The organism is Cytobacillus stercorigallinarum, assembly GCF_014836495.1.
GTDB classification, from domain to species: Bacteria; Bacillota; Bacilli; order Bacillales; family Cytobacillaceae; genus Cytobacillus; species Cytobacillus stercorigallinarum.
In genome coordinates this window covers 254,628-276,888 of the sequence record NZ_JACSQT010000002.1, presented here as the reverse complement: position 1 = coordinate 276,888, position 22,261 = coordinate 254,628, and the positions used below count along the sequence as shown (strand labels likewise).

Below are 22,261 nucleotides of genomic sequence, written 5' to 3'. Positions count from 1 at the left end.
ATGTATATAAAACATCAAATAGAGGTGTATGTACGCTTTAGTGAAACCGATGCTGTTGGTCATGTCAATAATACGAGTTATTTTCTTTATTTTGAAGAGGCAAGAACAAAATTATTTTATGAGATCCTACCTAATAGAAATAGACAAAGTAGCATGATTTTGGCTTCGATTCATTGTGATTATGTTGCCCCCGCATTTGCCGGTGAGGAACTAGTTGTGACAACTGAGGTTAGCAATATTGGCCGTAAAAGCTTTGAATTACAGCATTTATTAACAAGGAAGATGGATGGTAAATTGGTGGCTAAAGCAAGTTGTGTCACTGTATGTTATAACTTCATAGATGATCATTCTATTTTGATTCCGGAACATTTAAGGGAAAACTTAAAAAAATATCAGCCTCTAGCATCACCAAGTAAAACAGAGGAGGGTGTTCATGACTTCTGATACAATTCCCATTCGAGAAGGTGAAGGGCTTGATGTTCATCGCTTAGAACAATATTTAAAGGCGAACATGGAAGAAATACCTAACAAACCATTAGAAATCTCTCAATTTAGTGCAGGTAAATCAAATTTAACCTATCAATTAAAGGTTGGTAACTGGGAGGCTGTATTAAGAAGACCACCTATGGGACCCGTAGCACCTAAAGCGCATGATATGGAAAGAGAGTTTAAAGTACTTCAGGAGATCCACCCTTTTTTCAACCAAGCACCGAAGCCTTTTATATATAGTGATAAAGAACTTTTAGGTGCACCGTTCTTTATTATGGAAAGAAAAAAAGGGGTAGTGATTGACGATTCCCTCATTATTCCAGATGGTGACAGTGCTTATGATGTCGGTCAAAGGATATCACAACTGATGGTAAACACCCTTGTGCAATTACACGATATTAATTATCAGAAGACTAAATTAAAAGATATGACGAGACCAGCTGGATTCATGCAAAGGCAAGTAGATGGTTGGATAAGTCGATACCATCGTAGTAAAACAGATGAAATTATTGAGATAGATGAACTTACAAATTGGTTAGAGTCACATCTCCCACATACCGAAAAAACAACGATCATCCATTATGATTTCAAATTAAATAACAGTATGTTCAATCAACAGTTAACAAGATTAATCGGTGTGTTTGATTGGGAAATGTCAACTGTTGGTGACCCGTTAGCGGATCTTGGTGTTGCCTTAAGTTACTGGCATGAAAAAAATGATTCCGATCTATTGAAGAGAGGTCTAGGAGATGAGTCGGTGACGACAAAGCCTGGCTTTTTCACAAGGGAAGAGTTTATTCAAGCATATGCTTTAAAAAGTGGGACAGATGTCAGTCAGATTCATTATTATTTAACATTTGCTTACTTCAAACTTGCCGTTATATGTCAGCAAATTTATTATCGCTGGAAGCGTGGACAAACAAAAGACGAACGTTTTTCTAAACTAAACTTATATGTAAATAACTTAATACAACATGCTGTAAAGACATCGAGGAGAATATTGTGAGGTTATTGATATGGTGAAACTTCATGTAATCATGAAAAAAGAAGAAATCGATAAAGAGAAATTAAATGGAGAGAAAGTGGTCGTTGTTTTTGATATTTTGATGGCCACATCGGTTATAACAACAGCAATTCAACACGGGGCAAAGTCGGTCATACCAGTTGCGAATCAAGAGGATGCATTATATGAAGCAAGCATTCGCGAGAAAGGAACATATGTGTTAGTGGGGGAATATAACGGCCTGACGATAGATGGTTTTGAATCACCCCATCCAGAAACGTTATCTAAAACTGTTGGAGGCAAGGATCTTATCTTAACAACCACCAATGGAACTGTGGCCATCAAACAGGCTCTTAAAGCGAAAAAAGTGTATATAGCATCCCTCTTAAATGCCAAACATTCGGCAAAGGCAGTTTGTAGCGAACATCATGATGAGACGGTTGTCCTTGTCTGTTCAGGATCTTCAGGTGCATTCAATGTCGAGGACTTTTATGGAGTCGGTTATTACATCGATTGTTTAATAACTAGTAGTCATAAGATTTGGGAAATGTCAGATACAGCACTATGTGCGCATCAGTTTTATTTGGGTGCAAAAGAAAAAGGAACAGAATTATTAATGGCTTCACGTGTAGGTAAAATGATTGCAAATCACGGTATGCAGACGGAAGTAGTGTTCGCAGCTCAAAAAGATATTTTTGCTGTTGCCCCTATTGTAACTAATGAAGGTGTTATCAGCGTTTAATAAAAAAATGAGGTGAAGATATGACATCGAAAACAATGAGTCATTTACTAATGAAAATTGAGAATGGTGTAATGGAATTAACGTTAAATCGTCCTGAGGCATTAAATTCATTTAGTCCTGAGCTGATTCAAGGATTAAAATCAGCACTACAACAAGCGAAGGCGGATAAAGATATTCGTGTTATTGTATTGAAGGGAGCAGGAAGAGCTTTCAGTTCTGGAGGAGATGTGAAAAGAATGGGTTCAAGATCGCCTCTAGCTACTTATGAACATATTGGTAACTTGAATGAGCTTATTCTTTTAATACAATCTGTAGAGAAACCAATCATTGCAGCCGTACATGGATATGCGGCAGGAGCTGGGTTTAATCTAGCATTAGCATGTGATTTAATCTTAGCAGAAGAAGAAACTAAATTTATTTTAAGTTTTTCTAAAGTAGGCTTAATTTCGGATGGTGGCGGCTCTTATTTTCTTCCTCGATTAGTTGGATTGCAACGGGCGAAGGAATTATTCTTCAGCGCAGAGCCATTAACAGTTGAAAAAGCATACGAATATGGCATTATTAACCATATTTACAAAAAAGGTCACTTTGAGGATGAAGTAAAACAATATGCAGAAAAATTAAGTGCTGGTCCAAATATTGCGTATGGATTTATTAAAAAACTTACTAACCAATCTTATCAGTTAACATTAGAACAAGTATTAGAACAAGAAAGGATTACACAAGGTACGATGGTAACAACAGAGGATCATCATGAAGGAATTACTGCTTTTAAAGAAAAAAGACAGCCTAACTTCAATCGTTCCTAAATTAATATAAAACCTCTATGAGCTATTCTGAAAAGTTAAGGAGGAGATTAAATTAATGCAAACAAGACATTTTGATCACTGGCCCAAGCTTCCTAAACAACTGATTGTTCCGGAAACTTCAGTTTACCAAAACTTAGAATTCTCAGCACTTCAATATCCATCGCGAGAGGCTATCCATTATTATGGGAATGAAATAAGTTTTAAGCAATTATTAGATGAAGTGAAGCGTGTATCTAGTTATCTGCAAACGGAATTACAGGTGAAACAAGGAGACAAAGTCCTGCTCTTTATGCAGAATTCTCCCCAGTTTGTCATTAGTTTCTATAGCATTATGAGAATAGGCGCTGTCGTCGTTCCGATTAATCCCATGCTTGTTACGAGTGAGTTAGCTTTTTATATTAATGATTGTCAAATTGAAACGGCAGTTATTGGTCAAGAATTACAACCTATTGTGAAACCACTTATTGAACAGACTTCTTTGAAACATCTACTCATTGCCTCCTACTCAGATTATATTGACCCACAAGATAACATAAATAGACCAGATGTAGTTGAAGAACCACGAAAAGAGTGGACAGAAGAGCAAGAGCATTACCAATGGGATGACGCTTTAAAGATGAGAGAAATCGTTCCATATTATACGAGCAAACAGGATGATTTAATCGTCCTTCCTTACACTTCAGGAACAACCGGTGTACCAAAAGGCTGTATGCATACGAATTATTCTGTTCAAGCCAATACGGTTGGGGGTGCTTTATGGGGGAGGATTTCAAGTAGCAATGTCATTTTGTCTTCCTTGCCATTTTTCCATGTGACAGGAATGGTGCAAAGTATGCATGTGCCAATTTATGCTGGAAGTACTATGGTCATTATGACTAGATGGAATAAAGATACGGCATTACAACTTATTGAGAGAAAGCAGTGCAGTAATTGGACCGCTATTAGTACAATGTTAATTGATTTTATTTCTAATCCAAAATTAACAGCTGATCGTATAGCTTCACTTATTGGCATTTCCGGTGGTGGCGCTACTTTGCCGGAAGCAGTTGGTCAGAAATTAGAGAAATTAACTGGATTAACTTTTTTAGAAGGATATGGCTTGACCGAAACAATTGCACAAACCCATTCGAATCCAACAGATCATCCAAAAATGCAATGTTTAGGCATTCCCTTCTTCGATGTGGATGCTAGAATCATAGACCCTATTACAAATGAAGAATTGGGAATCAATGAGGTTGGTGAAATCATCATTCATGGTCACCAAGTAATGAAAGGTTACTATAATCGTCCAGAAGAAAATGAAAGCGCTTTTATTACTATGGAAGGAAAACAATTTTTTAGAACAGGTGATTTAGGAAAAGTGGATGAAGAAGGTTATTTCTTTATTGTTGATCGTGTAAAAAGAATGATTAATTCTTCCGGTTATAAAATTTGGCCGACAGAGGTGGAGTCAATTCTCTATCGTCACTCTGCGATTCAACAGGCTTGTGTCGTGGGGATTCCTGATCCGAGACGGGGAGAATCAGCAAAAGCCTTCGTAATATTGAATGAAGACAGTAAAGGCAAGACATCTGCTGAAGAGATTCTTCAATGGGCTAAAGAGCATATGGCTGCTTATAAAGTTCCGAAAGTAGTTGAGTTTAGAGAGTCTTTCCCGATGACATCGAGCGGGAAAATATTATGGCGTAAATTGAAAGAAGAAGAGGAAGCGAAAGTGAATCAACAAAAAGTCTAATCTTCTACTGACGTGAAAAAGGGGGAAAATGATGGAACTTTTATTGCAACAATTGTTTAATGGATTAACAATTGGGAGTGTCTATGCTCTTGTAGCTTTGGGGCTCACTTTAGTGTACGGCATTCTCCATATTCCAAATTTCGCTCACGGTGCTCTGTACATGGTAGGTGGATATATCACCTTAATTATGATGACTGAAGCAGGTTTACACTATATTCTCGCAATGGTTGTTTCCATTTGTGTCGTCGGACTATTAAGCGTCTTAATGGAGAGACTCGTTTTCTATCCTTTAAGGCACTCTCCTCCTATTCAAGATAAAGTGGCTGCCATCGGTATTTTACTTTTTCTTGAGGCATTAGCACAGTTTATATGGGGAGCGGATTATCGCCAAATGTCAACACCTTTTGGGCAGGTGGTAGAAGTGTTTGGTCTTACACTGACATTGCAAAGAATACTCATTGTATTCGCAGCAATTGCAGTAATGATTTTGCTTTACTGGTTCTTGAAGAAAACATTTACGGGTAGCACAATCATTGCAATGGCTCAAAATAGAGAAGGAGCGCAATTAGTAGGTATCAACACACATAAAGTAGCGATCCTCACTTTTTTTATTGCTGGTGCTCTTGCAGCAATTGGTGCTTCACTCACGTCACCAATTAACCTCGTCTTTCCTGGAATGGGACATCTGGTGATCCTAAAAGCTTTTGTTATTATCATAATCGGTGGAATGGGCAGTATTCCAGGAGCCATATTAGGTGGATATATTCTAGGGTTCACGGAAAGTTTAGGTGCAACCTATCTTTCTGCAGATTATAAAGACATCATTGCTTTTGTATTATTGATTCTCATTCTATCGATCAAGCCTCAAGGAATTTTCTCAAAAGGAGGCGTATAGAATGAACATTCTAACAAACAAGAAGGTCATCATATCTTTGCTCATCGTACTCGGAATCGTTTTCCCTTTCATCATCCCGAATCTTTATTATCTTCATATTATGACTTTGGCTTTTATTTGGACAATCGCGGTTTATGGCTTGAATTTACTTGCGGGTTATACAGGTTACTTATCTTTAGCGCATGGTGGTTTCTTTGCAATTGGGGCGTATGTAATCGGCATCCTTACCGTTAAACTTGAGATGGGTTTTTGGTTAAGTTTTTTGTTAGCTCCATTGGTAACAATGTTCATCGGTTTAATCATCGGGCTGTTTGCTTTAAGAACGAAAGAACACTTCTTTGCTATATATACTCTTTGTGTAGGCTATATTATTTACCTTGTGATTGATAAGTGGGAAGGTCTAACTGGTGGCGTAAGAGGTTTAATTGGTATCCCGTTGCCAGAGGCAATTGGTCCAATTTCTTTTCAATCACCAACAGCACAATATTATTTAGCGTTTATCATTTTTCTCCTCGTTGTGGCTGTTATTTATCGTATCGTGCATTCTCTTACTGGGAGAACGTTTGTCGCCATTCGTAATAGTGAAGATTTAGCGTTATCACTTGGTATTTCAACTAAGCGTAATAAACTTCTTGCCTTTGTCCTTTCAACTTTTTTTGCTGGTTTGGCAGGAGCGATGTATGCAGGTTTTATCCGTTTCATCGGTCCAGAAATAGCTTATACAACGATTACCTTTGATTTGCTTACTTATATGATTGTTGGTGGAATAGGTACATTTGCTGGTCCGATTGTAGGGACATTTCTTATTGTGATCATCTCGCAAAATCTACAATTCTTACAAGATTATCGTATGCTCATATTCGGCCCATTACTGACATTACTCATCATCTTCTCTCCAAGAGGTATTGTAGGGTTTATTCAAATGCAATTGTATCAAAGAAAACGGAAAAAACAGGAATCTCTTGCTTACAAAAATAGGGAGGAGGAGACAAATGCTGGAGGTTAAAGGCTTAACGAAGCGTTTTGGTGGGAATGTAGCAGTGAAGTCAGTGGATTATTCGGTACAACAAGGAAAAATAAACGCGATCATTGGCCCTAATGGTGCGGGAAAAAGTACATTCTTTAACTTGATTACAGGCGTGCACGAACCGACCGAAGGAACGATTATCTATAAAAATCAGGAGATTACTAGGCAACCGGCGAATGTGATAGCAAAGCTAGGTGTGGCAAGGACATTTCAAAGTACACACTTATTTGAAATGTCGACGGTGAAAGACAATGTAATCGTTGGCCATCGCTTGCGAACGAAATCTAATCTGTTTGATAGTATCTTTCGGACGAAAAGGCTGAAAGAAGAAGAACAACAATGTATCGCCAAAGCGGAGGAATCATTAGATTTCGTTGGCTTATCACATGTAAGTGATCAACTAGTAACAAATATTTCTCAAGAAGAGAAGAAACGTGTTGCTTTCGCATTAGCACTTGCTACTGATCCTGAGATCGTTTTTCTCGATGAACCAACAGCTGGGGTCAATCCTGATGAAACAGATGAAATGGCAAATTTAATCCAAAAAATGTCGGATAAGGGCTTAACGATTTGTCTTATCGAACATAAGATGCCGATGATTATGCGGTTGGCCCATCATATTATGGTTTTAAACTATGGAGAAAAAATTGCAGAAGGAACACCAGCAGAGATTCAAAAAAATGAAGAGGTCATCAAAGCCTACTTAGGAGGGACGGTGAGTGCTTAAATTAGATGGGGTTTCTGCTAAATATGGAAAATATTTAAGTATTAAAGATATTGGAATTGATGTTACGCAAGGCGAGATTGTTGTTTTACTAGGGGCAAATGGAGCAGGGAAAAGCACCACTTTCAAAACAATTAGTGGTTTATTAAAAGCATCTTCAGGCAAGATCCTTTTTAACGATGAGCCTATTCATCAAACGGCACCTGAAAAGATTGTACAAATGGGGATTGTCCAATGTGCCGAAGACCGTAAATTGTTTCCTTATATGAGCGTAGAACAAAATTTAATGATGGGAGGATATATTCATCGTAAGCGTAAAGCGCAGTTGAAACAATCCTTACATGATGTGTTCGAGCTTTTCCCGATTCTTCACGAGAAAAGAAATGAAGCAGCAGGTTTACTAAGTGGTGGTCAACAGCAAATGCTTGCAATCGGTAGAGCTTATATGGCTAAACCGAAGTTAATGTTACTTGATGAACCTTCTATTGGGCTAGCACCACTTATTGTTGAACAAATGTTTGAGAGCATTAAAAATATTAATCAAGAAGGAACAACCATTCTTTTAGCAGAACAAAATGCATTTGCAGCGTTAAGTATTGCGAAGAAAGGTTATGTGTTTGAAAATGGCCAGATTGCTTTGCAGGGGACTGCGGATGAGCTTTTATCAAACCAAGAGGTAAGAAAGGCTTATATTGGTGCATAAGTGAAAATCATTTAGGGGGAGAGTTTTATGAAAAAGCGGAAATGGTTAAGTGTTTTAGTAGTATTCACTATCTTTTTTCTTTCAGCTTGTGCACAATCAAGTGGTGGCGATGGTGAGAAAGTCGTCAATATTGGCTATAGTGGTCCGTTAAGTGGTGCTGCTGCTTATTACGGTGAAAACACTTTAAATGGTTTGAAGATGGCAGTAGAGGATATTAATAAAGAAGGATTTGAAGTAAATGGTGAGAAATACAAACTGAATGTTGTTGCCTTGGATGATAAATATTTACCAAATGAAACAGCATCGAATGGAAAACGGTTAGTTCAAGAAAACCAAACACCGATTATATTCTCGCCACATAGCGGTGGCATCTCAGCATTACAAGTTTTTAATGAAGTGGATAATTTCATCGTATCAGCCTATTCGAGTGAACCAGATATTGTAGAGCGTGGAAATACATTAACTGTTAGAATCCCGCCGAGTTATGAAGGTTATATTGAGCCATTCTCCGATTATGCGATGGATAATTTCGGAAAAAAATTAGCAGCGATTCCACCTGTTACGCAATATGGAAAAGATTGGGCTGAAGCGATTATTCCATATTGGGAAAGTGCGGGAGGAGAAGTGGTGCATAAAGCTTCAGTTGATTACTCAAAAGATACTGACTTTTTTACTCTCTTAACGAATGCATTAAAAGAAGAGCCAGATGTCCTCTTCATTGGTGGACCTTCAGAACCTACTGCTAAAATCGTATCACAGGCAAGACAGCTTGGATATGACGGCGGCTTTATTGTGATGGACCAAGCGAAATTGGATGAAATGAAAAATGTGACAGGTTCATATGATGTATTAGAAGGAGCAATAGGTGTTGTTCCGCTTATATATACAGAATATTCTGGAACAAAAGCTTTTATAGATAAGTATCGTGAAAAGCATGACAAGGATCCAGGTTCTGAAGCAGGGTATCACTATTTAGCCATGTATGTATTTGTAGAAGCAATGAAAGCAGCGGGATCTGTTGATGATGCTAAGCTTATACGGGCACATATTGGAGATGGATTAACTAATTTACCAGATGATAAAAAAGTATATGATTTGAAACAAATTGAAGAAAATGGGGCAATCGAAAACTTTATCAGAATGGGTGTAATTAAAGACGGTGAGTTTGAAGAAGTAGATTTAGAGTAAAAACAGGACGTCTGTGAGTGAGGAAGATTCACAGACGTCCTATCTTTTGTTTTACCTTAATTGATAAGGGTATAGAGAAGTAGAAAGTATATAATGGAGGGATAAAATGAATAATCGAAGTATTCTTTTAGTCGAAAGACCAACTGGAATGCCCAGTGATCAAAATTTTAAATTAGTAGAAAAAGAAGAGATTCCACGTTTACATGCAGGCGAGGTATTAATACAAACAATCTACCTTTCTGTTGATCCATATATGAGAGGTAGAATGAGTGGGCGAAAATCATATATTGAGCCATTTGCATTAAATGAAGTGTTATCCGGTGGAATTGTAGGTCAAGTAATTGAATCAAAGGATGGTAATTATAAAGTAGGTGACTTTGTGGAAGGACGGCTGGGCTGGTCTGACTATAATGTGGCTAAAAGTCATCAAATACGTAAATTAGACCCTTCTATAGCTCCTATATCAACAGCATTAGGTATTGTTGGAATGCCGGGATTAACAGCTTATTTTGGATTACTAGATATAGGAAATCCTAAAGAGGGAGAGACGGTTGTTGTCTCAGGCGCAGCAGGTGCCGTTGGATCTACAGTTGGGCAAATAGCTAAATTAAAAGGCTGTAAAGTGATTGGAATCGTTGGAACGGAAGAAAAATGCCAATATTTAAAAGAAGACCTACATTTTGATGAGGTTATCAACTATAAAACGGATAATATAAAGGATAAAGTTAAACAATATACACCCGATGGCGTCGATATTTACTTTGATAATGTAGGTGGCGAAATTTCCGATGAAGTAATGAAAAGAATTAATTACAAAGCAAGGATTATCCTTTGTGGACAAATCTCCTCCTATAATGCGACAGAAGTAGTGTATGGGCCGAGAATACAAGGATTATTAGTACAAAAAAGTGCATTAATGAAGGGATTCATTGTTGGAGATTATGCAGATAATCACGAAGAGGGATTGAAGCAACTTGGAGAATGGGTTAATTCAGGCAAGCTTCAATACCGGGAAAATATTGTCGAAGGTTTAGAAAAAGCTCCTCATGCATTTATTGGCTTATTTAAGGGAGATAATTTAGGTAAACAGCTTGTTAAAGTTAGTGATTATTAACACAACCTAACAATAAGCTTATTTTAAAGGAAAAGAACATGGCATGAGTTTGTTCTTTTCCTTATCATTGTGATTGTTTGATTTTGCTCCTATTTATGAGATAGGACAATAAGGGCAATTAGATACATATATTGGAGGAATGTTATGCAACTATTTGAGCAAAACAATAGCAGCTACTCCTTTGAGATATTTTCCACTTCACACCTTGTGATGGTGGCGCTTTTTTTATTTGGTTGCTTCTTCTTATATTTCGTGAGACATAGGTTAGCCGGACATAAAACGATAATGCGAGTAATCTTCTTATTGCTCTTGCTCTTTTTAGAAGGAAGTTATCACTATTGGTTATGGATAGGTGGAGAGTGGGATGTATCATTTGCTTTGCCTCTTCACTTATGTTCGATTAGCGTACTCCTTTGTATGCTATTACTTATTTTACAAAAACGTTTGCTCTTTCAATTAACTTATTATATTGGTATTGCGGGAGCGACGATGGCTATTTTGACACCAGAACTGTTTTTCGGATACCCTCATTTTCGTTATTTCCAATTTTTCTTGATCCATATAATCATCGTATGGACAGCTTTACTTTATATATTCAGCTTTAAGTTCTCTCCAACAAGTAAAGGGGTTGTAACTGCGTTTATTTCACTTAATATATTTGCAAGTGTAGCGGCTGTTATTAACTATGTTACTGGTGGAAATTATATGTTTCTTTCCAACAAACCAGCGACGGGTTCTGTGCTTGATTTTTTTGGTCCATATCCTTATTACATTCTTGTTCTTGAGTGTGTAGCTTTATTGTTATTTGTACTTATGTATCTCCCATTTAAGAGTAGGAGGAAAGACCCTCTAAAAAAAAGAAAAACAATTAGTTGATTAAATCGTCCCATTTTCGCTATAGGTGTCACAAAATAGTCAAACAAAATGAAACTATTTTCTTTTGTGTTACATTTTGTTTTAGTGAGAAAGAACCGTTTGTTGTGGATGCTATTGGAAGTTTAGTATGTATTTTCTTTTAAATTGCATTTATTTTACATATAAACCATGTTTTACACGGTTTGTTTTTTATCGTATGCCCACTATCATGAATGAGAAATGATAGATTAGGAGTGTACAAGTGATGAAAAAACAACTCGTGTCAATAGCAGCGGCTACTACTCTTTTTGCGGCAACATATGCAGAAGTTGGAGCAGCGCAAACACATACAGTACAATCAGGTGATACATTATGGAAATTGTCAAATACATATAACCTTTCCATCAATCAATTAATGGAGTGGAATCAGCTAACGAGTTCTACAATTGTTGTTGGTCAAAAGCTGAAGGTGAATGGATCAGATCAAACAAGTACCTATACTGTCAAAAGTGGGGATTCACTTTGGAAAATCGCACAGCAATATGGCATCTCTGTCATTGATTTAAAAAACTTCAATGGTCTGAGTTCCGATAGGATATATCCAGGTCAGAAATTAAAGCTAAAAGGGAGTGCAGGGGGAGCGCCAACAACCCCTAGTACAAACCAATCAACTTATACAGTGAAATCCGGTGATAGCCTCTGGTTAATTGCCTCAAAACATCAGTTATCAGTAGCGCAATTAAAAAACATAAATAACTTAACAACGGATGTGATTCGTCCAGGGCAGGTATTAAAAGTGAGTTCATCTAACTCTTCGGCAGGTGGGAATCAAACGAGCACCAACCAACAGTCACAGGTAAATACATTAATGACAGAAGCAAAAAAACATATCGGGGTTCCTTATACATGGGGAGGAAATTCACCATCTTCTGGGTTTGACTGTAGTGGATTTTTAAAATATGTTTTTAATCAAATAGGCGTTTCCATTCCACGAACAGTGGAGACAATTTGGCAAGCGACTACATCTGTTTCATCTCCACAACCGGGTGATATTGTCTTCTTTGAAACGTATAAAAAAGGGCCATCACATGCAGGTATTTATTTAGGCAACAATCAATTTATTCATGCTGGAACAAGTACAGGTGTAACAATTGCTGATATGTCTTCAAGTTATTGGAAACCGAAATATTTAGGTGCAAAAACGGCATTATAAAAACGAATTTAAAAGAGCATTTGGGAGACAGTTCTCAGATGCTCTTTTTTAGATTTAAAGCGCTGAATCATCTGATGAATATTCTAAATATTTAAAATTGACAAAAAGTATTATTTTGAATAAAATATTATATATAGATATATAGTATCGAATACCGATAAAAGGAGAGGGTGAAAAGTATTGGTTAAATTAGAAGTGCCAACTGTTCAATTCACATCTGATCAGCAGTCATTTAGAAATGAAGTCCGTGCATTTTTAAGAGAAGAAATACAATCCGGTCATTTTACACCTGCATGTGACTCATGGTTAAGTGGAGAATCACCTACTTTTTCGAAAAAGCTAGGTGATAAAGGGTGGATTGGAATGACATGGCCGCGATCATATGGTGGAAGTGAAAAAAGCGCAATTGAAAGATATATTTTAACAGAGGAATTACTTGTAGCCGGGGCACCCGTTGCTGCCCATTGGTTTGCTGATAGACAAACAGGGCCATTGCTTCTTAAATATGGGACGGAAAATCAAAAAAAGACTTTTTTACCGCAAATAACAAAAGGGGAATGCTTCTTTGCTATAGGTTTAAGTGAACCGAATGCTGGTTCTGATTTAGCTGCTATCAAAACCCGAGCAGTACGAACGGATGGTGGCTGGCTACTCAATGGTTCGAAGATATGGTCAAGTGGTGCTCATATCGCTCACTATATGGTGGTGCTATGTCGAACATCACCACAAAATGAAGAAAATCGCCATGATGGTATGAGTCAGTTAATGGTTGATTTACATGTTAACGGTGTGACCATTCGCCCAATCACTTTTTTAACAGGTGCGCATCATTTTAATGAGGTGTTTTTTGAAAACGTTTTCGTTCCTGATGAACACGTGGTCGGTCAAGTCGGGAATGGTTGGAAACAAGGAATGGCCGAACTTGCTTATGAAAGAAGTGGACCCGAAAGAATACTCAGTACATACCCGTTATTTTCAATGGTAATTGAAGAACTAAAAAGGATAAATGATCGAGACGGATTAACAGAAATGCTGTCACTCCTTCCCGAACTTTGGAGCATTAGAAATTTATCGATTGGTGTGGCAAAGTATCTTGACGAGGGGAAGGATGTTTCGTTTATTGCCTCACTTGTTAAAGATAGAGGAACAACTTTTGAAACAAAAGTGGCTGAGACTGTGAGGTTAGTATTATCTAAGCATCCCGAATTATTTAATAGTAAGTCTATCGATGAGCTGTATACACAGTCTATTTTGCATGGTCCAGGTTTCACTTTAAGAGGGGGAACAACGGAAATCCTGCGAGGAATTATTGCCAAGGGGGTTGTGTCACAGTGAGTGAAATCAAAGAGTATATTTATGATTCAGCCAGTAAATTCTTGAAGAAACAATCTACACAGGCATTACTTGAAAAGGGACAAATGGGGTTGTTTGATGATGAGTTATGGGCATCCGTAAATGACATGGGTCTAACAGGCGTAAATATATCAGAAGCATATGGTGGAGTGGGTGGAGATTATGAAGATGGTTTTACAGTTATTAAATTAGTTGGTCAGTACCCTATTCCTCTCCCTTTAACTGAAACTTTAATCAGTAAGTGGATCCTGTCACAGTACGGGATAAAGATCACTCATGATCAACCGCTATCTTTTTATTTTAATGAACAAAACCCTTTGGAAGTGAGAGAACATAACGGTAATTATATCTTAAACGGAGAGGCTTTGAACGTACCGTGGGGAAGGGTAGCGAAAGAAATCGTTGCCCTAGCCAAATGTCAAAACCAATGGATAATGGTCCTCGTACCAGTAAATGAGTCAAAGATACATGAAAAAGTGAATCTAGCCGGTGAACCACGTGATTCCTTGTTTTTTCATGGTGTCAATATTGAAGATTCAGCCATCAAAATAATAAAAGATTGTGAGAGTAAGAAAAAAGTAGAGCAACTGTATGCATTGGCTAAAGCGGCGATGCTTACTGGTATTAGTGAACGTGTAGTTCAGGAGTGTCTGTTTTATGCAAGTGAGCGCAAACAGTTTGGCAGGAATTTATTTCGTTTTCAAGCGGTGCAACAGCATATCTCCTTTCTAGTCGGAGAAACAGCTGCTTGCTTAGCTGCTGTTAATAATGCAGTGGAAATGCTTCAAGGTGGAAATGATGCGTTGTCTATTATGTTGACAAAGATAAAGGTGAGTGCTGTTGCAGGGGATATCGCGATGACTGCCCATCAACTACATGGCGCCATTGGGATGACATATGAACATACGCTGCATCATTTAACAAAACGGTTATGGTCATGGCGTGATGAAGGTGGAAATGAACGCTATTGGCAAGGGGAATTAAGCACATATATAGAAAAAAATTCAGGCACTATATGGTCACTATTAGTAGATAATCACTCAGTTAGATCCATTTTATAAGGAGGTAATAAGGATGTCTGATTTACATTTTGAGGTAAGAGACGGAATTGCACAAATTATATTAAACCGCCCAGATGCAATGAATGCGTTTAGTGAGGAAATGCTAGATTTATGGATTGATGCACTACAGACTGTGCGAGATTCTGATGATATACGTGTTGTAATTGTTAAAGGAAATGGAAAAGGCTTTTGTGCTGGTGGGGATATGAAAGAAATGGGCGCAGGCAGAGGGTTTTATCGCTCTGATGAAGATCGTGTAACCACTGGACTCGCAAGGAAAAATTCTTTATGGAAAAAGGTACAACGTATTCCGCTATTATTGGAAGAGATTGATCAACCTGTTATTGCACAAATAAATGGAGCGGCATTTGGCGCAGGTCTTGATATGGCATTAATGTGTGATATCCGCATTGTCGCAGAAGGAGCGAAACTATCCGAAAGTTATACAAAAGTCGGCTTAGTTCCTGGAGATGGTGCTGCTTATTTTCTTCCAAGAATAGTTGGCATAGACAAAGCTTTAGATATGCTTTGGACAGCGAAAGTATTGACGGCTAGTGAAGCGAAAGAAATGGGGTTGGTCACATTTGTAGTTGCTGATGATGAGCTGGAAGGTTTTACAGAAAACTATGCCAAAAAATTAGCTAGTGGACCACAAACGGCCATTCGCTTCATTAAAAGAGCAGTCTATCAAAATCAAACGATGAGCTTAAGGTCATCATTAGATATGATTTCTTCGTTTATGGCAATCGCAACCGAATTAGATGATCATCGTGAAGGGGTAAAAGCGGTAACAGAGAAAAGAAAACCGATATTTCAATAAACCGATGTAAAGGGGGGAGGAAGTTGTGGAGAGGGCATTGGATGGAATAAGAGTATTAGATTTATCAAGAGTTTACGCTGCACCGGCTGGTTCAATGATATTAGCTGATTTAGGTGCCGATGTAATCAGAATCGAATCACCTTTGGGTACTGATAGCATGCGAGATTGGGGACCATTTGTAAATGGTCACAGCAGTTATTATTTAACAGCTAATCGGAATAAACGTTCTCTTACCCTTGATTTAAAAACTCATGATGGATTAACGATATTTAAGCAATTAGTAGCAAAAGCTGATATTGTTCTTGAAAACTTTAAAACAGGGACATTGAAAAAGCTTGGTATTGATTATGATGAATTAAAAAAAATCAATAATGGGATCATTCTTTGTTCTGTAACAGGTTTTGGACAAACAGGTCCAATGCGTACAGAGCCAGGTTTTGATCCAGTTATTCAAGCGATGAGTGGGTTAATGGATGTGACAGGTCACCCTGACGGTGAACCAACAAAAGTGGGGATACCGATTGCGGATATTCTAACCTCTAAATATGTCGCTATAGGTATCTTAGCCGCTTTAAGGATGCGGGATAAGAATGGTGTTGGCCAGCATATCGACTTATCTTTACTCGATGTGCAAATCAGCTCAATGGCCAATATTGCGAGTGGTTACCTAAATACTGGGATGGAATCTAAAAGGTTAGGGAATCAACATAACAATGTTGTCCCCTATCAAGTTTTTGATTGTAAAGACCATCCTCTAATGATTTGTGTAGGAAATAACCATTTATTTAGTCAACTATGCAAGCTATTAGAAAAACCTGAATGGATAAGCGATCATAGGTTTCTAACAAACGAAAAACGATTAGAGCATAAAGATATATTAGTCCCATGGATAGCTGAACAAATGCTAGCAAATACAGCAGATAACTGGTTAGAGAAGTTTTCCCAATATGGTATTCCTGCTGGAAAAGTGAATAGTATTATGCAAGCCTTCAATGATCCACAAGTACTTGCAAGAGAAACGGTTGCAACGATGTCACATCCAGTGATGGGAGAGGTGAAATTAACGAAAAGCCCTTTACGCTTCTCTGGATTAAACATAAGATATGATCTGGCACCACCAATACTCGGTGAGCATACAAATTCGTTCTTGCAAGAAGAATTAGGTTTGGGTGAAGGAGAAATAGCTGCATTAAAAGAACAAGGGATCATATGAGAGAAATCGGTATTTTAAAACATCAGTGGGCATCTTTTTTATTGAAGTGTTCATTACCATTTTCATCTGAATAAAAAAACACTTTTTATCGAGTGTTGCTTTCAGAAAGAAACTTTATGAGACACATACTTTAAATTGATTAGAAAGTCATGTTTTTCTTACATCATTACTTACCAATTACCTGGAAAATGTGAAGCGGGATGTGAGCCGGAAGTAGTAAAAGCCAAGTGAAATATGTGTTGATATTCCTCACTACATGGTAAAATATTGATGAAGATTAATATGACGAGGAGGAAGAAATGAATGAGTTTCTTTTCTAAAGTTTTAGCTAGTGTGGGTATAGGTGGCTGTAAAGTGGATACAAAACTTGCAAAAGCATCTTTTGTGCAAGGCGAACAAATCGATGGTGTCATTGCAATAACCGGAGGGAAAATAGATCAACAGATTGAACATTTATATATAGAAGTATGCTGCAAATATGATGTCGAAAATGATGATAATGGAGTAAGCACACATACAGCAGTTTTATGTCGCCAATTGATTACACAAAATATAACTGTTTTAGAAGGTGAAGAAAAAGAAATCCCTTTTTCTTTTCAATTACCTTATGATACACCGATGACTTATGGAAAAACAAAGGTTTGGTTACAGACTTCGGGGGATATTAAGAATGCAATGGACCCTAATGATACAGATTTTATAAAGGTTGAGCCTAATCAATTATCTTCTTCCATTTTACATAGCATGGAGGATATCGGATTTAGGTTAAGAGAAGTAGTTTGCGAGGAATTACCTAGAAGACTAAGAGGTAAATATCCATTTGCTCAAGAGTGGGAATTTGTCCCTGCTAGTGGAGAGTTTAGAGGCAGATTGGATGAAATAGAATTGATTTTCATGAAGCAAAACGAAAGTAATGTTGAATTACTCATAGAAGTCGATCGCCGAGCAAGAGATTTTGGCTCCTTTCTTTCAGAACTTATGGAAACAGATGAAACGAAATTAAGAGTCCGTTTATCTGTAAATGATATCCCTCAAATGGAAGCGAAACTTACAGAGCTCATTCGTAAATATGCTTAAATTGTAACAATATTTAATGGTTGCTAATAGAATCTTCACACGACAATGATTCTAGCTATAATGGTTGTTTTTACGTGAATTTATGCGAACATATCGTGGGGAAATCTTCATTGGTTATGTTCGCATTTGTCGTTTCGAGCATATAGAATCAACCTTTACATGTTTTATTAAATAATTTGGTAGGATATTCATAAATAAATCAGAATTTTTGAATTAATCTTTCGGTTTGTTATACTTGTATTATGTTTGATTAAGTGAAAAATTTGCCCTACATACAGGACAGATTTGGGAAGGGGAATAAAAAATGAAAGCGGTTGTATTAAAAGACAAAATGAAAAAAGGAGATAAAATTGCTCCATTATATTATGAAGAAATAGAGACACCACAGCCCAAAAAAGGTGAAGTGCTCGTGAGATTACATTATGCTGCTGTTAATCGTCGGGATGTATTTATCCGATATGGTGCTTATCCTGGTATCGAGGTTCCATCTGTTTTAGGTTCTGATGGAGCAGGTGTCATTGTAGCATTAGGTGAAGGGGTTTCAAATATCGCTGTAGGTAGTGAAGTTGTCATCAATCCAGCGCTTGATTGGGGAGATAACATTGACTATCCTCAAGCTGAACATACAGTACTTGGTGTTCCTTCTAATGGGACTTATGCACAGTATGTGACAGTACCTGCTGAAAATGTGCTACAAAAACCTTCTCATCTAACATTAGAAGAAGCAGCTGCCATTCCTTTAGGCGCACTGACAGCATACCGAGCGGTTGTTACAAAAGGAGAGGTCAAACCGTCTGATACCGTTATTATTCCGGGTGTTGGAGGAGGTGTTGCGACTTTTGCATTACAAATTGCTGTAGCAAAAGGAGCGACTGTCTTTGTTACTTCGAGCAGTGATGAAAAAATTGCTTACGCTAAGGAACTAGGTGCTACTGGTGGAGTAAACTACCGCAATAAGGATTGGGTGAAGCAATTAAAAGCATTGTCAGGTGGAGCCAATTTAAGCATTGATAGTATTGGCGGGTCTACCTTTAATGATCTCATTTACTTGGCTAAACCAGGTAGTAAAATTGTCTCGTTTGGTGCGACATTAGGGCCGGTAGAGCAAGTAGTAATGCCAAGAATCTTCTTTAAGCAATTACATATTTTAGGGACAACTATGGGCAGTGCTTCTGAATTTAAATCAATGATTGATTTCTATGAAGCTCATAAGTTAAAGCCAGTGATTGACGGAGTATATGACATACAGGATATTGAAAATGTTCATGAAAAAATGGATAAAGGAAAGGTATTTGGGAAAATGGTTTTAAAAATACCGCATGACTAAGATGGAAAAATGGTAAAAACCATCACTCATTGTTGCCAGCTATGAGATTAAAGATATGAAGCCCAACCGCAGTCAAGACTGAAAATAAAAAATAGCAAAAAGGTTGAACTTATAGTACTGATAAGTTCAACCTTTTTATGCTGCTTTATGATAATTATTCAGGCTTCCATGAACTAAATCTTTTTTCAATCAAACCGATTACGCCGGTGAGAATGACACCAGAAACAGCGATTACAACGACACCAACAAACATTTCGGCCGTTTTTAAATTTTGTCCTGCATGTGTGAGATGATAACCAATACCAGCTGTAGATGCATACATTTCTCCAACGACAATGGCGATTAACCCCTGACCTAGCCCTAAGCGAATACCATTTAGAAGAAAAGGAACCGTGGAAGGTAGAGCAATCGTTTTGAATATTTGGAATTCAGATGCGGTAAAACTACGAGCTGCTTTAATTAAGTTTTGATCTAAGGTGGACATGGCCTTTTGTGCACTCATGACAATGGGGAAAAAAGCCATTAAAAAAACGACGACGATTTTAGATGCCACACCAATTCCAAAAGCAATGATGATGATTGGTAATAATGCAACCTTTGGTGTGACGTATAGAGCGGATACAAATGGACTAATAATACTATTGAAAATACGGTTCCACCCTGCAAATATGCCAAGCGGAATCCCTATCGCCATGGCTAGTATAAATCCAAGAGAAAATTCATATGCACTAACACCTAGATGCTGCCAATACTTAGGGTCTGCAAAAAGTGTTGTAGCCGCTTCAACAATTTTAATAGGTGAGCTTATAAATAGCGGGTTAATAAGCTTATAATAGGAAATCAATTCCCAAGTAATTAAAAATAGAATGACGGATGTTACACTAATCCAAACGGTGTTTCTTTTGGTTTTTATTTTTCGTGACTTATTTTTGACAGGAGTGGTGGATATCATTTCGGTTTTACTCACTGAATGTCTCCTCCTTAGGCGAAACCTTGTTTTGCTGACTCGTTTTCTATTAATTGCCAAATACGGTCAACGTATTGTAGAAAATGTGGTTCTCTTTTTATCTTCAATTCTCTTGGTCTTTTTAAATCAATGGCAATATCATCAACCAAATGGCCAGGTCTTGCCCCGAATACAAAAACGCGATCAGCTAAAAAAACAGCTTCATCGATTTGATGTGTGATAAATATACTTGTTTTTTTCGTTTCACTCCATATTCTCACAAGTTCCTGTTGCATAAATTCTCTTGTTTGTGCATCAAGAGCGGAGAATGGTTCATCTAAAAGTAGCAAGGAAGGTTCTACTGTTAAGGCTCTCGCAAGGTTTACTCGTTGTTGCATACCACCAGATAATTCATGCGGATAATGACTTTCAAATCCTTTGAGGCCAACCATTTCTATATATGTTTTCGCAAGCTTTCTCGTTTCAGAAGTGATTCTTTTTTGTAATTCTACACCGTATAAGACGTTGTCCATTACATTTCTCCATGGGAGGAGACTCGGAGATTGAAAGACCATGGAGCGATCTTTCCCAGGTCCGACTATTTTTTTATTATCTAAAAGAATGGACCCATTACTCGGTTCAATAAAACCGATCACCGTATTCAAGAAAGTTGTTTTTCCACAACCTGATGGACCGACAATACAAATAAATTCTCCTTCTTGAATGGAGAGGTTGATATTTTTTAAAGCAGTTACCTCTTGACCGGTTTTATGGTTTATATAAGTGACATCGAGGAATTGACTTTGCAGTTTTGGTATTGATTGTGTATCTATCATCGTAACCTTCCTTTCCTATTATTTTGGGAAAGCTTCTTTTAAGTAACGATTTGTCCAAAGTTTTTCTTCAGACGTATCATGAGTTTGGCTTACACCAGAAATTTCACTTAATTCAACTAAAGGGTTTTGTGCGTGATCCCATGCAGCTTGAGTCATTTCACCATAACCGACATAGGTTGGTTTTAATGAAGTGAGCGATTTTTCTAATATTGCTTGATCGACTCCTTCAAAATACCCTGTAATTAATCCAGCAGCTTCACCTGGATTGTCTCGAGTAAATTCAATCGCTTTTCCTAATGCTCTTACAACTTTTGTAGTAAGTTCAGGGTTTTCTTCGATATAGTCTCTCTTCGCAAAAACAATCTCCCAAGCTAGTTCAGCGTACATTTCTTCTTCACTTAGTTCGAGTGCAAGTGAACCACCCTCTTCTGCTTCAACCAGTGCAGAGAATGGGGGTGACGCAATTCCACCATCAATAATACCTTCTTGCATTCCACCGACTTTTGAACCTGTTCCTTCCATTTTTACTGTTTCAAGGGTCGATTGATCTTGGCCATACTTTTCCATTAAATAGCGTAAATAAACATCGCCGGAATCTCCTACTTGATTAGAGCCAATTTTTGCACCAGCTAATGCTTTTACTTTCTCCTCAACAGTGGATTCTTTTGTTATGCCTTTTTCTTTCATAAAGGTGTCAGACAGCGCTACTTCATATGTGAGAGCAGAATTTAATCCTTGGATGGCTACAAGGTCTTCTCCTGCTTCAATGGCAGATAACATGGCACGTGGTGCAGCTAGCGCAAATTGTGTATCTCCTGAAAGAATAGTCGCTGTCACTTGGGAACCACCACCTCCTGAAGCAATAGTTGCCTCGATCCCTTCGTCTTCAAAATATCCTTTTTCAATTGCCACATAGAGAGGAGCGAAGGAAAGAATTCTTGCTGGCTCTGCAAAAGTAAGTGTTGTCTTTCCATCCTCTGAAGTAGAAGAAGCATTACCGCAAGCTGTCAGAAGGAGCAGTGTTGACAGCAATAAAGTGAATAAGCTACTTTTCATGTTAAATCCCCCTTTGTTTTATATATAATACATAGTTTTAAAAATACAAAAAATATTTGATTAATGTCAATATTA

At 37.6% G+C, this 22,261-nt stretch carries 22 protein-coding genes; 19 read left to right on the top strand and 3 right to left on the bottom strand.

What is annotated here, in order from left to right; all coding sequences use genetic code 11:
- The 19 genes from H9655_RS05915 to H9655_RS05825 all read left to right on the top strand — a co-directional run bounded on the left by H9655_RS05915 (position 1) and on the right by H9655_RS05825 (position 19,348).
- Positions 1-444, top strand: a complete 444-nt coding sequence (locus tag H9655_RS05915) for an acyl-CoA thioesterase (protein WP_225230465.1) — start codon at positions 1-3, stop codon at positions 442-444.
- Complete coding sequence (locus H9655_RS05910) at positions 434-1,495, top strand: phosphotransferase family protein (RefSeq protein WP_191811924.1); 1,062 nt, start codon at positions 434-436, stop codon at positions 1,493-1,495. The genes H9655_RS05915 and H9655_RS05910 overlap by 11 nt, the downstream gene beginning before the upstream one ends.
- Before the next feature lie 10 nt (positions 1,496-1,505).
- The gene (locus H9655_RS05905; protein ID WP_191811922.1) at positions 1,506-2,234 is read left to right on the top strand and encodes a 2-phosphosulfolactate phosphatase; all 729 of its coding nucleotides are present in this window, start codon (positions 1,506-1,508) and stop codon (positions 2,232-2,234) included.
- Between the two features lie 20 nt (positions 2,235-2,254).
- Complete coding sequence (locus H9655_RS05900; RefSeq protein WP_225230464.1) at positions 2,255-3,043, top strand: enoyl-CoA hydratase/isomerase family protein; 789 nt, start codon at positions 2,255-2,257, stop codon at positions 3,041-3,043.
- A 55-nt stretch (positions 3,044-3,098) separates the two neighbouring features.
- On the top strand, positions 3,099-4,778 hold the full coding sequence (locus H9655_RS05895) for a long-chain-fatty-acid--CoA ligase (protein ID WP_191811920.1): 1,680 nt from the start codon (positions 3,099-3,101) through the stop codon (positions 4,776-4,778).
- A 31-nt stretch (positions 4,779-4,809) separates the two neighbouring features.
- Complete coding sequence (locus H9655_RS05890) at positions 4,810-5,673, top strand: branched-chain amino acid ABC transporter permease (protein ID WP_191811918.1); 864 nt, start codon at positions 4,810-4,812, stop codon at positions 5,671-5,673.
- A gap of 1 nt (position 5,674) precedes the next feature.
- Complete coding sequence (locus tag H9655_RS05885) at positions 5,675-6,679, top strand: branched-chain amino acid ABC transporter permease (RefSeq protein WP_191811916.1); 1,005 nt, start codon at positions 5,675-5,677, stop codon at positions 6,677-6,679.
- Complete coding sequence (locus tag H9655_RS05880; RefSeq protein WP_191811914.1) at positions 6,666-7,427, top strand: ABC transporter ATP-binding protein; 762 nt, start codon at positions 6,666-6,668, stop codon at positions 7,425-7,427. The genes H9655_RS05885 and H9655_RS05880 overlap by 14 nt, the downstream gene beginning before the upstream one ends.
- Entirely contained in the window at positions 7,420-8,127 is a 708-nt protein-coding gene (locus H9655_RS05875) for an ABC transporter ATP-binding protein (protein ID WP_191811912.1), read from the top strand. The genes H9655_RS05880 and H9655_RS05875 overlap by 8 nt, the downstream gene beginning before the upstream one ends.
- A 27-nt stretch (positions 8,128-8,154) precedes the next feature.
- The gene (locus H9655_RS05870) at positions 8,155-9,315 is read left to right on the top strand and encodes an ABC transporter substrate-binding protein (protein ID WP_191811910.1); all 1,161 of its coding nucleotides are present in this window, start codon (positions 8,155-8,157) and stop codon (positions 9,313-9,315) included.
- Positions 9,316-9,421: 106 nt separating this feature from the next.
- On the top strand, positions 9,422-10,429 hold the full coding sequence (locus H9655_RS05865) for an NADP-dependent oxidoreductase (protein ID WP_191811907.1): 1,008 nt from the start codon (positions 9,422-9,424) through the stop codon (positions 10,427-10,429).
- Between the two features lie 144 nt (positions 10,430-10,573).
- Positions 10,574-11,305, top strand: a complete 732-nt coding sequence (locus tag H9655_RS05860) for a YwaF family protein (RefSeq protein ID WP_191811905.1) — start codon at positions 10,574-10,576, stop codon at positions 11,303-11,305.
- Positions 11,306-11,549: 244 nt separating this feature from the next.
- The gene (locus tag H9655_RS05855) at positions 11,550-12,497 is read left to right on the top strand and encodes a C40 family peptidase (protein ID WP_191811903.1); all 948 of its coding nucleotides are present in this window, start codon (positions 11,550-11,552) and stop codon (positions 12,495-12,497) included.
- A gap of 180 nt (positions 12,498-12,677) precedes the next feature.
- A complete protein-coding gene (locus tag H9655_RS05850) occupies positions 12,678-13,832 on the top strand; it encodes an acyl-CoA dehydrogenase family protein (protein ID WP_191811901.1) in 1,155 nt (384 codons plus the stop codon).
- Positions 13,829-14,911 (top strand): acyl-CoA dehydrogenase family protein, encoded by a 1,083-nt coding sequence (locus H9655_RS22820; protein WP_191811879.1) that lies wholly within the window; start codon positions 13,829-13,831, stop codon positions 14,909-14,911. Before H9655_RS05850 ends, H9655_RS22820 begins: the two co-directional genes overlap by 4 nt.
- A 13-nt stretch (positions 14,912-14,924) precedes the next feature.
- Positions 14,925-15,731, top strand: a complete 807-nt coding sequence (locus tag H9655_RS05840) for an enoyl-CoA hydratase/isomerase family protein (RefSeq protein WP_191811877.1) — start codon at positions 14,925-14,927, stop codon at positions 15,729-15,731.
- A 25-nt stretch (positions 15,732-15,756) separates the two neighbouring features.
- Positions 15,757-16,944: a CaiB/BaiF CoA transferase family protein gene (locus tag H9655_RS05835; RefSeq protein ID WP_191811874.1), complete on the top strand. Its 1,188-nt coding sequence runs from the start codon at positions 15,757-15,759 to the stop codon at positions 16,942-16,944.
- Between the two features lie 303 nt (positions 16,945-17,247).
- Positions 17,248-18,021 carry a sporulation protein gene (locus tag H9655_RS05830; RefSeq protein WP_191811872.1) on the top strand — a complete coding sequence of 258 codons (774 nt, stop codon included), beginning with the start codon at positions 17,248-17,250 and terminating at the stop codon, positions 18,019-18,021.
- A gap of 304 nt (positions 18,022-18,325) precedes the next feature.
- Positions 18,326-19,348, top strand: a complete 1,023-nt coding sequence (locus tag H9655_RS05825) for a zinc-binding dehydrogenase (protein ID WP_191811869.1) — start codon at positions 18,326-18,328, stop codon at positions 19,346-19,348.
- Positions 19,349-19,502: 154 nt separating this feature from the next.
- On the opposite strand, the gene H9655_RS05820 is transcribed toward H9655_RS05825, so the two are convergent.
- Genes H9655_RS05820 through H9655_RS05810 form a run of 3 tightly spaced genes read right to left on the bottom strand, consistent with a single transcriptional unit; the run spans position 19,503 to position 22,186 of the window.
- Complete coding sequence (locus H9655_RS05820) at positions 19,503-20,315, bottom strand: ABC transporter permease (protein ID WP_191811867.1); 813 nt, start codon at positions 20,313-20,315, stop codon at positions 19,503-19,505.
- A gap of 14 nt (positions 20,316-20,329) precedes the next feature.
- Positions 20,330-21,130, bottom strand: coding sequence for an ABC transporter ATP-binding protein (locus H9655_RS05815; protein ID WP_191811865.1), 801 nt, complete (start codon positions 21,128-21,130; stop codon positions 20,330-20,332).
- 18 nt (positions 21,131-21,148) lie between these two features.
- On the bottom strand, positions 21,149-22,186 hold the full coding sequence (locus H9655_RS05810; protein WP_191811863.1) for an ABC transporter substrate-binding protein: 1,038 nt from the start codon (positions 22,184-22,186) through the stop codon (positions 21,149-21,151).
- Positions 22,187-22,261: the final 75 nt, after the last annotated feature.